Origin of the sequence: Arenibacter sp. ARW7G5Y1 (assembly GCF_003201775.1) — a bacterium.
In the GTDB taxonomy this organism is placed as follows: domain Bacteria; phylum Bacteroidota; class Bacteroidia; order Flavobacteriales; family Flavobacteriaceae; genus Arenibacter.
Genome location: NZ_QJJZ01000012.1, coordinates 52403 through 66178, shown reverse-complemented (window position 1 = coordinate 66178; position 13776 = coordinate 52403). Strand labels below are relative to the sequence as shown.

Below are 13776 nucleotides of genomic sequence, written 5' to 3'. Positions count from 1 at the left end.
TTTTTTGATCTTTCCATGGGGCAGGCCTTAATATTCACTTAAGCGTGGTTTAAGTAAATGGCCCTAAACTTTCGGCAAGGGGAAACAGTATTTTCCATATCGGACATATGCTTAAGGATCAAGTGGTATTTAAGTAATTTTTATTTAAATTGATTTTGTAATTGTTCTGTTAGAAATGCTACTTCCTCCTTTAGGTGATCCTCATCCGCAATATTGATGTTTTCCTGGGGGTCGGCAAAATGGTCGAATAGTTCATGGTCCAAAAATTCACCCTTCATATTTAATTTTTTGTCCCAATTATACCATCTTATGTATCTATACTGATCTGTCCTTATGGAATAGCCCATGCGCTCTTGGTCCCTAGTTTCCATGGGCCCAAATCTTCCGAGTAGAAATTGGCTATAGGCCGCTTTACTCCATGCTGTTGCAGGTTCGTTCAATAATGGGGTTAAGCTCTTGCCTTGTAAATGCGATGGAACCGGCAATCCGGCCAATTCACAGAGTGTTGGGTAAATATCCACCAGTTCGGTAAGTGCCTTGCTTTTTTGACCTTTAGCTTTTATTGTAGCCCCGCCTATTATCATAGGTACATGGGCGTCTATATCATAATTGGACATTTTGCCCCAACCATTGTGTTCTCCTAGTTTCCAACCGTGATCGCCCCATAGAACAACAATTGTATTTTTTAAAAGGTCCAACCTCTTTAATTCGTCCATAATTCTGCCAATTTGTGCATCGGTATATGAAACACTGGCGTAGTATCCATGTTTTACTTCCCGTTGCCTATCCAAATCCCATGGCCGCTCTGTTGGAGCGGGCAGATTGTGGTTGTCGTCATAATATCTTAATTCCTGGTCGCCATGAACGGTATAGGCAGGACTACCTTGGGGCGTGTATTGGTTATCGGCCAAGGGTATGGAATCCCTTTGGTATAGGTCCCAATATTTTTTTGGGGCATTAAAAGGCAAATGAGGTTTGTAGTAACCTACGGAGAGAAAAAATGGTTTTTTCTCAATGGCCAGTTCCTGTAATCTATGAATGGCATAGGTGGTTTGTGCACCGTCGTAATAGGCATCGTCTTCTACATCGGCACTCTCTGTAGAATTCGCTTTAAGGTACCAATGGCCTAAGGGATCCAATCTATTTTTTCCTTGAGCGATCAACTTTTGTTTTTTCGCTTCCTGTATGTCCAAGTTTAATTTGGAGGCATATACTGCATCCGGATCAAAAGGGAAACCTTTTAGATGAGGTCTTTCCGTCCAGGATATGGAATCCGGTATATCGTTATGGAAGGTTTTTCCCAAGCCAATAGTGGTATAGCCATTTTGTTTAAAATATTGGGGAAGGGTAACCACGTTAGGTAAAACATCCCGGAATTTTGTAGATAGATCCCATACTTTTATGGAGTCTGGACGTAGACCCGTTAACAAACTTGCCCTGGAAGGATTGCAGACCGCCTGTTGGCAATACGTCCTGGTAAAGACCACGCCCTCTTCAGCCAGCTTATCAATATTGGGGGTTTTGATATATGGGTTGCCATAACACCCCAGTTCCGGCCTCAGGTCGTCCACAGGTATAAAAAGAATATTGGGCGCTATGACCTCCGTTGCCCCGCTTTTCTCTGCGCATGAGTAAATAGTAGAGCAGAGTGCGGTTAAAACTATTATTGTTAATTGATTAATATGTTTCATTGCTATCGGTTTGGTATTGAATATTTTTTTTCGATGATGTTGAAATTTGTAAAAAAGCTTAAACGATTCACTTCTTTTTTAGGTTAGATATAAAATAGGGTTTTTGACTATTCTAAGTACTAAATCATAGGGTTGGCAAACTTTATAAAATATGTTTTAAAAGTAGGTTAATATGATGATTTGACAAATTTTAAATCGATTTTTGTGTAGAGTTTTATAGAGGATCTTTAAATAATATTAAATGAATTGTATTTTAATTTTCTGGTTATCAGTTATATATGTATATTTTGTAATTTAACTTAAATTTAAAGTTTATCGTTATGTAGATATTTTTCTATCTTTATGAAATTAATCCAGCGCATTTCGGTTGTCTGTATTTTGATAATATTAATTTAGCATTAATAAGTGAATTAAATGAAGATTTCGGAATTTGGGCCTATTAATTTTGCGGCCTGTTAGGTAATTTTAAGGGGGGGAAGCTGATTTTATGAATGATTAATCGATCTTATAAAAAAACATATGGATTTAAAAAACTCCATTTATTTATTTACTGCAATGTTGATCATTGCGGGTTGTTCGGAAGCGAAAAAAGAAAAGGGCGTTGTAAGTGCCAAACCTAATGTTATCCTTATATATGCCGATGATCTGGGAAGGGGATTACTTTCGGTGGAGGGGCAGCGCATTATCAAGACACCTAATATAGATGGTTTGGCCAGTGAGGGCATGCGTTTTGAAAGTGCCTATGGCGCCATGTTCTGCGCCCCGGCAAGGGCCAGTTTAATTACGGGCTATCACGATGCCCAAAAGGATAAGTGGAAAATAACGGCAGGGGGTATGTACCTCAATATTTCCAGGGGTACGATGGATCAAGCTGAAATAGAACAAAAGCTGAACGATCAGTTGGGGGAAATTCCGGAAAGTGAAGTGTTTTTGGCAGAAGTGTTTAAGTCCTCCGGATATGTTACAGGAGAAGTTGGGAAACTGGAATATGGTTTTTCAACCACGGACAAGCAGATGAAGAGGCATGGTTGGGATTACTATTACGGATATTTGGACCATGTGCGTTGTCATGGGTTTTATCCGCCTTTCTTGTTTGAGAATGGAAATCTGATCAATATTGAAGGCAACACTTTGGCAAACTGTGGCAAGACCACGGAGCGGGAAACGGAAAAAGCCTATGAAGAGCGATGGAATATGGAAGGAAAGGCAACCTATTCCCAAGACCTATTTCTAGAAAAAATATTAACTTTTATAAGGGGCAATAAGGATAAGCCTTTTTTCCTTTACCACCCAACCCAATTGCCGCACGGTCCCGTAGCAATTCCCAAGGTGCATGAAGACTTTGTCAATGATGATAGGCTTACGCAAATTGAAAAGGAGTATGCCTCTATGGTAAAAATGTTGGATGAACATGTGGGTATCATTATGGATGAGTTAAAGACACTTGGGATAGATGATAATACCATGGTGGTCTTCACTTCTGATAATGGTCATGAAATATATTACTCCAAGGAAGGCAGAATATTAAAACCGGTAAGGAACATGAAAACCGGGGAGTTTTTTGACGATGTAAATACCAAGTATTACAGTGAGTTGGCGGGAGATGTGTTTGATGGTAATGATGGTATGGCGGGAATTAAAAGAAGTAATTGGGAAGGTGGGGTTAGAGTACCCTTAATAGCCAGATGGCCGGGTAAGATAAAGCCAGGAACAACATCGGAAGCCTTGGTGTCCAACTATGACTTTATGGCTACAATGGCAGATTTGGTGGATTTTGACATGCCTGAGAGCAAGGACGGGGTTTCCTACCTACCAGAGTTATTGGGAGAAAAAGGACAAGAACATGATTATGTGGTGTATTCTTCATTTTTGGGCCCGGCCATTGTATCCAAAGAAGGTTGGAAACTGCGGTATTTTGCCGCTGATGATATTTTTCAATTATACTATCTGCCAGATGATTATAGGGAGGAAAAAAATCTTTATGAGGGTAATGAGGAGAAAGCTGAAAAGTTGAAAAAAATATTGATAGAGGAATGTGACGGTGATTTGAACAATGGTTGGTTCAAAGTTAGAAGTAGTATTTTACCTTATATAAGGTCTTGATCGTGGCGGTAACGTTGATAGGTAATCCAATGTAATTGCCATAGGTTTTGAGTTAAATGTATATGGGATAAAGAAATAATTTTTTGTAATGAGATTTAAGGAACACACCCCCGACGAATTCTTAATATCTGAATTAAAAAATAACAAAGAGGAGGCTTTTGATTGTATTTTTCGAAGGTACTACAAAGGGCTTTGTGCCTATGCCACCAATTATGTTTATGATCTTGATAAGGCTCAAAGTCTTGTTCAGGATTGCTTCATAAAACTATGGGCCAACCGTGATAGAGCGGATAGTATTGAAAACTTACCGGCATATCTGTCGCAAATGGTAAGGAACAGATGTATAGATCATATTAGACAACTTAAGTCCATTGAAAAGCTCCATGAAAAATTGGAATTGGAGGAGTTCGTGATCAATGCAGAGAATTCTTTGTTGTCCCGTGAATTCGAGGAGATTCTTATCAATGCAATCTCCACCCTGCCCAAAAAGAGTAAAATGGCATTTGAGTACAGTAGGTTCGAGAATCTTACTTATAAGGAAATTGGGGTTAAAATGAACATTTCAAGTAAAGCTGTGGAAGCCCTTCTCAGCCGGGCCCTAAAGTTGCTGCGTAAAGATTTGCAGCCTTATTTTGTTACGCTTATACTGGCCCTTATGTTTTGGTTTTCCAAATGGTAGACCAAATCGACTTATTGGGCCAAAAGGTTATGTAAAAGTATTGATAGTGCATCGATATATTTGCTAGTAAATAACGAGGAGGGCTTATTTTCTTCTTTCTGTAGCACCATCTCCCATTCTTATGGGAATCTTACCCTTGTTTCTTCCTAGGGTTATTTTTTAAGCTTATACTTAAAAGCAGAGTTTGAACAGTGGCAATTTGAAATTATTTTAAAAATTTCTTTAAATATTTCACTTTTAATTTCGATCACAAAATCTTTTTGGAATTTTAGCTGTAAGCATTGTGTTTCTTGGGAAAAAATGACATAGGTATCATGCTTTTTTTGATGTATGGCCTTGTTTGCAAACATTAATTTAACTTTTTTTTTACATAAACGTAGGGTAGGATGCGTTAAGGCTCGTCATCCAATTGAACCGCATTTTTATAGCAATTGGAAAAAAGACAAAATAAAATTGAACGTATCATAGCCAAATCCTTTAAAGGTAAGCTGGATTCCAAGGAACAGGTTTTATTGGACGAATGGCTTTCCCTTTCCCAAGAGAATAAAAGGAAATTTGAGATTTACGAAAAATTGTGGAAAAGATCGGGGGAATTGATAGTGTCCAATACGATAGATGTGGAAGCGTCCCTCCTAAAAACGAAAAAGCGGATACCGGATTTTAGATTTAAAAGAAGATCCGTTTTAGGTAAGCTTCGGGTAGCAGCAGTGGTGATCCTCACCATGGGTCTTGGATTCCTGTTCAATTACCTTCTAGGGGCAAACGATCTAATTAACGGTACACCTGAAACAGTGTACCAAGAGGTTAGGGCATCCTATGGTACCAGGACCAAATTGCTTCTTGCGGATGGTAGTACGGTTTGGCTTAATTCAGGAAGTACACTTCGGTTCCCGATTGATTTTGATAAGGCGGAAGAAAGGGTTGTAGAGTTAAATGGCGAGGGCTATTTTGATGTAGCCAAAAATGAGTCAAAGCCATTTATCGTAAATACCCCAGGATTGGATGTTAAAGTGTACGGAACTTCTTTTAATGTTTCCGCATATGACGAATATGACTCCATGGAAGTTGCCTTGGTGGAAGGGAAAGTAAGTTTGGTGCAAGGTGAAAAAGGAAATAGAAAAGAGTATATGGTCCTGGATCCCAATGATGTGGTAGAGTGTAATATCAGCGAGAAAAGACTATCCCGCGTAAGCGATTCCAAGATGAGCAAGTACACCGCGTGGAAAGATGGGCAAATAGTTTTTTATGGGGATCCAATAGAGAAGGTTGTTAATAGACTGGAAAAATGGTACAATGTGGATATTGAAATAAGTGATAAGGCCCTTGAAAATTATAGGTTCACGGCAACTTTTAATGATGAAACCTTGGAGCAGGTCCTTAAACTGTTGAGTCTGTCTTCGCCTATGGAGTATAAAATTGTTACATCCAAAAAAATGAACGACAATAGTTTCAGTAGGAGGCTGGTAGTATTGTCGATCAAAAAATAATAGCATTCACAAAAACTCTAACAAAAACAACTTAAACTTTTATGCCTATGATTAGATGAATCAAAAAAAAAACAGGAAAGTGTTGACGCACTTCCCTGTCTAAAATTTCCCTGAACTGAGAATTCAGGTAGTAAAACAGTATCAATTTAATACCAATCCAAAATTATGAAAAAAAAGTTAATGGTAGGGAAAGCCTTTAAGGTGTTTCCGCCTTCCAAAATGTTCCTAATTATGAAATTATTTGTTCTAATTATTTGTTTGTCGTCATTCGCGGCTGTTCCTGTTTCTTCTTATTCACAGGATACAAAGCTTTCACTTAGTGTAGCGAATACTTCTATAAAACAGGTGCTGACGGAAATAGAAGAAAACAGTGAGTTTTACTTCGTGTACAATAATAACTTGGTTAATGTTGAGAGAAAAGTAAGTATTGACGTAAACAAATGGAAAATTTCCAAAATCCTCGATGCGATTTTTGAGAATGATGAAGTTGTTTTTTCCCTTTTGGACAGGCAGATAATAATTTCACCAAAGAGCATGGCGGGTGTAAAGAAAGCTTTACAGAACACTGTTGTTGGTGTTGTTGTAGATGAATTTGATGGTCCATTACCTGGAGTTTCCGTTATGGTCAAAGGAACTTCTAAAGGTACTGTTACCGATTTTGATGGAAAATATACTATTGCTGCCTCCTCAGATGATACTTTGGTGTTTTCGTATTTAGGAATGAAAACCCAAGAAGTCACTGTTGGTGGAAGTATTACTATAAATGTCAATATGGAGCCGGATGCCTTGGGTCTTGAAGAATTTGTGGTAGTTGGTTATGGCGTATCCAAAAAGAGCGATTTAACAGGAGCTGTGGTAAGTGCCGATATTGAAAGATTATCTGAAATACCCAATGTTTCTGTATTACAGGCCTTACAGGGTACGGTTGCTGGATTAAATGTGGGTGCCGTTGACGCGGCCGGTGAGGATCCTACTATCTCCATTAGGGGGCAGAATTCGCTTTCCAGCGGTGCTGCGGCAAATCAGCCATTAATTGTGGTTGACGGAATAATCTATCGTGGCAATTTAGTGGATTTGAACAAGTCGGATATAGAATCGGTAGACATCTTAAAAGATGCCAGCTCTGCGGCCATTTACGGATCCCAGGCAGCCAATGGAGTGATGTTGATTACTACTAAAAAAGGGAAGGTTATTGGTAAGCCTACTATAAACTACACAGCAAGTTATACGGTACAAACTCCTACCGGAAATGCTCTGGAGCCTATGGAGTCTGATGAATTAAAAGATTTTTTGGTTGATGCCTATCCAGGACAAGATGTACAATCATTATTGAATACCCAGGAAATGAGAGATGGGTATGCCAATGATTTTAACAATGGTATGTGGGATATTATAACAGGAGATGGTTATATAAACAATCATAATATTAGTGTAAGGGGTAGATCTGAGGATTTTGGTTATTTTTTCTCGGGGGGTTTTACCGATGTTAAAGGGTTTGTTATAAACGATACCTATAAGAAAATTAACTATCGTATGAACTTGGACGCCAAAATTAATGATTGGTTAAGTGTGGGTACCGAGGCTTTTGTAACCACTAGTGATTACTCCGGTGCCTCGCCAAGGTCCGATCTATCCTTGTTGGTAATGCCATGGACACCTTTGTACGAGGCAGACGGTTCCCCAAGACAAATATTGCAAAATACTTGGACCAATCCACTTTTGGATTTGGAAACACAGGATAATGACAAAAGATTGAACTTGTTCGCCAATATTCATGCGGATGTGAAGTTACCTATCGATGGATTGAATTATAGGGTTAATTTCTCCCAAAACTATAGAACTACCAACCATGATAGTTTTGATCCCAACGGGGCAAATTTCACAGGTTTTGGGTATAAAAACTCTTCAATTAATTACAATTGGACCCTTGATAATATTTTGACCTACTCCAAGACTTTTAACAATATCCATAACATTAATGCAACCTTTGTATATGGTGTAGAAGAAATTACAACATCTTTTACAAATGCAAATGCACAGAATTTCACCAATGATATTTTGGGCTATAATGCTTTGGAATCTGGAGATCCAACCTTAAATGTTATCAATACAGGGAAAGAAGGAGAGCAGAGTTTGTACACTATGGGACGTTTGCAGTATGGTTATGACAATAAATACCTATTAACAGGTACGATTAGAAGGGATGGTTTCTCCGGTTTTGGGACAAACGAAAAAATTGGTGTTTTTCCGTCCATTGCTGCTGGTTGGGTTGTTTCCGAGGAAAACTTTATGGATAGTACCGATAACTGGTTAAACTATTTAAAGTTTAGGGGTTCCTATGGTTCAACAGGAAGAAGGGCTGTGGGGAGGTATGATACCCAAGCTACTGTAACATCTACGGTTGCCGGGAATTATGGTTATGTATTTGGTGACGGATTAACCCCAACGCAGACCCAAAATATAGAGTCATTGGCCAATAACGATTTAGGATGGGAAACTACCACGGGATTAAATGTGGGTGTTGATTTTGCTTTTTTAAATTCAAGGATCAGGGGTAATGTTGAATATTATGACAATTCTACCAAGGATATCCTATATGCCATCCAAATTCCATATACTACGGGTTTTACTACCATCAATACGAATATTGGAGAAGTTGCCAATCACGGTTTGGAAGTTTCATTGACCGGACAGATTGTAAAGAGTCCTGACTTTAAATGGGAAACATCATTTAGTTTTTCAAGGAACAGAAACGAAATAGTTTCTATTTTAGGAGCGGATAATGATGGGGATGGAGTTGAAGATGATTTGGTGGCCAATAGATTGTTTATCGGAGAGCCTACCGGTGTAGTTTTCGATTATGAAATTATTGGTATGTGGCAAGAGGCAGATGAGGAAGCCGATGTTATTCCAAACGGATTTTTCCCTGGCACCTATAAGATTGCCGACTTGGACGAGAGTGGGGATTATTCTGCTACTTTCGATAAAAAGATATTGGGATACACAGATCCCGATTACCGATTTGGTATAGCCAATACATTTACCTACAAGCAATTTAGCCTATATACTTTTATTAATAGTATTCAGGGTGGCAAGGATTATTACTACGGTACGGATGCTTTGATTTTTGGGGCAACCAATACACAAAACGAACGCTATATTTCTCAAAATGTGTTTAAAGGAGGCTGGGATTATTGGACACCGGATAACCCTGATGCTAGATTCAGAGGGCTGGAAGGTCCGGGTACTTATGAGCCCAACCGTTACTTGCAACGTAATTTTGTACGAATCCAGGATGTGAGTTTGTCCTATACCTTTGATAAAGATATCTTGAAAAAGACAGGGTTTAGTAATTTAAAGTTATTTGTAAGCGGTAAGAACCTTGCCACTTTTACAAGATGGAGAGGATGGGATCCTGAAACGGGCCAAGGCTATACTCAAGGGACTCCTTTGTTGGCTAATTACACAGTAGGTCTTAATGTTGAATTTTAAAAAAGAAGATTATGAAAACTAATAAATATATAATTTTATTGTCGGTTCTTTTTTTAGGTTTTTCTTCCTGTAATGAAGAAGAATGGTTAAAAGAGGAGGCCTACGATTTTTACAGTGCTGATAATTCCTTTAGAACAGAAAGTCAGTTTAACCAGGCCGTTGCAAGTCTGTATAATTTAACTGATTTATACACAGTATGGGGGGGTGCCACTTCCCACTTTATTTTCCAGTATACTACAGATATTGCCTATAATGCAATTGGCCCTAATAGTGAACTAAATTCATACGAAGATAGGTTAACACCTGAATATGTAAGGGTAAGAACCCCTTGGCAGAGGTCTTACGAGATAATAGCTCAGGCAAATACCATAATCGGCAGAATAGATGGTGAGGATACTGAATTTTCTTCAGAGGAAAAAAGAAATGCCCTAAAAGCGGAAGCCTTGTTTTTTAGAGCTTTTACCTATAGATATCTCGGTATTCTTTATGGAGGAGTACCTTTGTCATTGGAAGAAGTAACAGCTCCTAGAAGGGATTATGTTAGAGCTTCCCAGGCTGAAGTTTTTGCCCAATGCATTGAAGATTTGAAATTTGCTGTTGCAAATTTACCGGACGTTTCAGAATTAGGTAACGAAGCTAGAATTACCAATGCCGTAGCAAACCATCTTTTGGCAGAACTCTACATTATTGTTAAGGATTATGACAAGGCTATTGCCAGTGCATCCAGTGTAATCAACAATCCTAGCTATGCCTTGATGACAGAGCGTTTTGGTTCGCATATGGATGAGCCTGGCGATGTTTATGGGGATCTTTTTAGAAGGGAAAACCAAAATCGCAGTTCCGGAAATACAGAAGGTTTGTGGATAGCCCAATACGAATACAATGTTACTGGTGGAGGTAGAGGTAGTATAATTACCCAATACTTGGGACCTCAGTATTATTTATTACAAGGGAAGGCTGATGATAAGAATTTGTTCATAGGGCCAACCAACCAAAATGGTGGACGTGGTATTGGCTGGTTTGCACCTTCGGATTTTATGCTGAACGATGTGTGGGAAAGTGTACCGGGCGATATGAGAAACTCGGAGTATAATATTATCCGTGATTTGGTAGTGGATAATCCTGAATCCGTCTATTATGGTCAAAAAATGGTTGAAAGTGATGCCATTAAAAGTATAGACACCTATAGAAGGCAATGGACAGCTATTTTTGCAAAAACTACACCTATAAATGATTTTCCTGAAGAATTGTTCGTTGATTTTGAGACTGGTGAAGTAACAAGAAATGCATCCCAGACCTTTAGGGATCATTATCAAATGCGTTTGGCAGAGACATATCTGTTAAGGGCTGAAGCCTATTTAGGGAAAGGTCAGACCGGACTGGCAGCAGATGACATCAATGAGTTGAGAAAAAGAGCGCAGTCACCCTTGGTTTCTGCAAGCGATATTGACATTGATTTTATCTTGGATGAAAGGGCAAGGGAACTTCATTTTGAAGAATACAGGTTGTTGACCCTTAAGCGTCTTGGAAAGCTAGTTGATCGTGTTACCGATCACAACCCATATTACAATGGTACTTATGATACAGGTTTTGTAATCCAGGACTATCATAACCTATGGCCTATACCCCAGCAGGAAATAGAAAGAAATACCGAGGCGGTATTGGAGCAAAATCCGGGATATGCCAATTAATTTGGAAGGTATTTAATTATGGAAATTGTACTAAAGGGCAGGACTACTATTGTTCTGCCCTTTACTTTTTTATTTTGAATGAAAAAACACAATCAACAATAAGTAGACATTTTTTCGCTAAGTTAATCAGGAATATATCATGACAAAAACCAGTACTTTTTTAAGGATTTATTTAATTATTTCCGCAATAGTATTTATTGGATGTAATACCACGAATTCGTCCGAAGATGTAAATAGGCAAAAAATCAAATTCGATTTTGATTGGAAATTTACAAAGGGCGATTTTCCAGAAGCGTCACAGTTATCTTTTAACGATAGTAAATGGGAATCCGTAGATGTGCCCCATGATTGGAGCATAGCCGGACCTTTTTTAAAGGAGAACCCTGCAGGGAATGTAGGTGCATATGCTCCTGGAGGTATTGGATGGTATAGAAAAAAATTCACCTTGGACCAATCTGATAAAGAATCCAAAGTAACTATTGAGTTTGGTGGTGTATATATGAACAGTGAGGTTTGGATCAATGGCAATTATTTGGGCAAGCGACCTTTTGGTTACATTAGTTTTAATTATGATCTAACGCCCTATCTTAATTTTGGGGGAGAAAATGTATTGTCCGTAAGGGTGGATAATTCCAAGGAACCCAGCGCAAGGTGGTTTACAGGTTCCGGTATTTATAGACATGTGTGGTTGGTAAAAACCAATAAGCTTCATATTGATAGATATGGGGTATATGTAACAACCTCTTCCATAACCGAGGACAATGCCTCGGTAGAGGTAAATACGCAGGTATTGAATGGATTGGAAGATACCAAGGAATTTACTTTGGTCAACAAAGTATATGACGCCGATAATAAATTGGTAGCCGAGCACCAATCCCAAGCCAACATCCCAGGGAATCAAGAGCAGAAAATCCGTCAGAACTTAACGGTGAGCAAGCCCAATTTATGGTCCCCGGAGAATCCGTATCTATATACGCTAAGAACAGAGGTTAGATTAAATGATGAAGTAGTGGATGAGGTGTCTACCAATATGGGGATTCGCAGTATTAAGTTTACAGCAGATAATGGTTTTTTCCTAAACGGTAAAAATATTAAATTGAAAGGGGTTAACAACCATAGTGATTTGGGAGCCTTGGGTGCCGCAATGAACGATAAGGTACTGGAAAGAAGACTTAAAATATTAAAGGAAATGGGGTGCAACGCCATCCGTACAGCGCATAACCCGCCTAGTGAAGTGTTGTTGAATTTGTGTGATAAAATGGGCTTTATGGTGATGGACGAGGCCTTTGATGAATGGATCGAATCCTGGCCATTTGGAAATAAAAAGAAAGAAGGTAAGGCAAAATACGGTTACCACCTATACTTTGAGGAATGGGCGGAAAAGGACCTTACGGAATTAATTAGAAGAGATCGTAACCATCCGTCCATAGTCCTTTGGAGTGTGGGTAACGAAATACCCGATGCCTGCTTTGAAGAAGGAACGGAACGTTTGAAAGTTCTTATGGATGTGGTAAGGCGTGAAGACGATACCCGGCCCATCACCTGCGGTATAACCCATATGCATTTGGCCAATGAAAGTGGATTTGCCAGCCTTTTGGATGTTACTGGTTACAATGGGGGGGGAGGCTCTGCTTTTATGTATGAACAAGATCGTGAAACTTACCCTGAAAGAAAATTTGTAGCTACCGAGGTACCACATACTTTCCAGACCCGTGGTGTTTACCAAAGTAAATCATGGGTCCGTGGAAAAAATCCGTTGGGAGGTATCATGGAAGTTCCAGACCTAACGGAGGAGGAAGTATTTGGTGAGATCAGTAAGTATTACAGTTCATCCTATGATAATTCCATGGTGCGTATTTCTGCCAGGGATTCCTGGAGGCGAACAAGGGATTTTCCATATATGGCAGGGGAATTTAGATGGACAGGTTTCGATTATTTAGGGGAGTCCATGTTTGGATGGCCGGCAAAACTTTGGAATTTTGGTATAATAGATATGTGTGGCTTTCCCAAGGATACCTATTATTTCTATCAAAGTCAATGGACCGAGGAGCCCATGGTCCACATTCTTCCGCATTGGAATTGGAAGGGTAAGGAAGGTGTGGAAATTCCTGTGGTGGCCTACTCCAATTGCGATAGTGTTGAACTGATTCTTAATGGCAAGTCGCTTGGCAAAAAGGAAATGGGAGATCTAATGGATTTAATGTGGAAAGTTCCCTATGAGCCAGGTACCTTGATTGCAAAAGGATATAAGGAAGGCAAGATGGTTAGCGAGAAAGTAATTACTACCGCTGACGCCCCTGCTAAAATTGAATTATTGGCAGATACCCAAGTCATTGATGCCAACGGACAGGATGTGGTTCATGTAGAGGTTAATATTTTGGACGCCAACAACAATTTTGTTCCGGATGCTTCCAACAACATAAAATTCACAGTAGAAGGCGAGGCAACCATTTTAGCCGTGGATAACGGTGACCCAAAAAGTGAGGAAAGTTTTGTGGGCAATACAAGAAAGGCCTTTAACGGAAAATGTATCATCATTGTAAAGGCCACAAAAAAGAGTGGACCCATTACCATAACGGCCGAAGCAGAAGGCTTGGAAGGTGCCAAAGTAGTAGCTAAATCAATTTAATAGG

General features: G+C 39.2%; 7 protein-coding genes. 6 read left to right on the top strand and 1 reads right to left on the bottom strand.

Annotated features, from left to right (window positions below; genetic code table 11):
• Positions 1 to 140: 140 nt before the first annotated feature.
• The gene (locus C7972_RS16495) at positions 141 to 1691 is read right to left on the bottom strand and encodes a sulfatase (RefSeq protein WP_110357278.1); all 1551 of its coding nucleotides are present in this window, start codon (positions 1689 to 1691) and stop codon (positions 141 to 143) included.
• A 519-nt stretch (positions 1692 to 2210) separates the two neighbouring features.
• Between C7972_RS16495 and C7972_RS16490 the strand changes: the two genes are divergently transcribed.
• From C7972_RS16490 to C7972_RS16460, 6 genes are all read left to right on the top strand, one after another.
• Complete coding sequence (locus C7972_RS16490; RefSeq protein ID WP_110357277.1) at positions 2211 to 3794, top strand: arylsulfatase; 1584 nt, start codon at positions 2211 to 2213, stop codon at positions 3792 to 3794.
• Between the two features lie 88 nt (positions 3795 to 3882).
• The gene (locus tag C7972_RS16485; protein ID WP_110357276.1) at positions 3883 to 4473 is read left to right on the top strand and encodes an RNA polymerase sigma-70 factor; all 591 of its coding nucleotides are present in this window, start codon (positions 3883 to 3885) and stop codon (positions 4471 to 4473) included.
• 431 nt (positions 4474 to 4904) lie between these two features.
• Positions 4905 to 5960: a FecR family protein gene (locus C7972_RS16475; protein ID WP_110357274.1), complete on the top strand. Its 1056-nt coding sequence runs from the start codon at positions 4905 to 4907 to the stop codon at positions 5958 to 5960.
• A 165-nt stretch (positions 5961 to 6125) separates the two neighbouring features.
• Positions 6126 to 9452 carry a TonB-dependent receptor gene (locus C7972_RS16470; RefSeq protein ID WP_110357273.1) on the top strand — a complete coding sequence of 1109 codons (3327 nt, stop codon included), beginning with the start codon at positions 6126 to 6128 and terminating at the stop codon, positions 9450 to 9452.
• A gap of 11 nt (positions 9453 to 9463) precedes the next feature.
• Complete coding sequence (locus C7972_RS16465) at positions 9464 to 11143, top strand: RagB/SusD family nutrient uptake outer membrane protein (RefSeq protein WP_110357272.1); 1680 nt, start codon at positions 9464 to 9466, stop codon at positions 11141 to 11143.
• Between the two features lie 139 nt (positions 11144 to 11282).
• Positions 11283 to 13772 (top strand): glycoside hydrolase family 2 TIM barrel-domain containing protein, encoded by a 2490-nt coding sequence (locus C7972_RS16460; RefSeq protein ID WP_110357271.1) that lies wholly within the window; start codon positions 11283 to 11285, stop codon positions 13770 to 13772.
• Positions 13773 to 13776 lie beyond the last annotated feature (4 nt).

Coding starts and splice junctions, on each gene's coding strand:
- C7972_RS16485 (WP_110357276.1), top strand. CDS start 3,883: ATGAGATTTAAGGAACACACCCCCGACGAATTCTTAATATCTGAATTA.
- C7972_RS16495 (WP_110357278.1), bottom strand. CDS start 1,691: ATGAAACATATTAATCAATTAACAATAATAGTTTTAACCGCACTCTGC.
- C7972_RS16490 (WP_110357277.1), top strand. CDS start 2,211: ATGGATTTAAAAAACTCCATTTATTTATTTACTGCAATGTTGATCATT.
- C7972_RS16465 (WP_110357272.1), top strand. CDS start 9,464: ATGAAAACTAATAAATATATAATTTTATTGTCGGTTCTTTTTTTAGGT.
- C7972_RS16460 (WP_110357271.1), top strand. CDS start 11,283: ATGACAAAAACCAGTACTTTTTTAAGGATTTATTTAATTATTTCCGCA.
- C7972_RS16470 (WP_110357273.1), top strand. CDS start 6,126: ATGAAAAAAAAGTTAATGGTAGGGAAAGCCTTTAAGGTGTTTCCGCCT.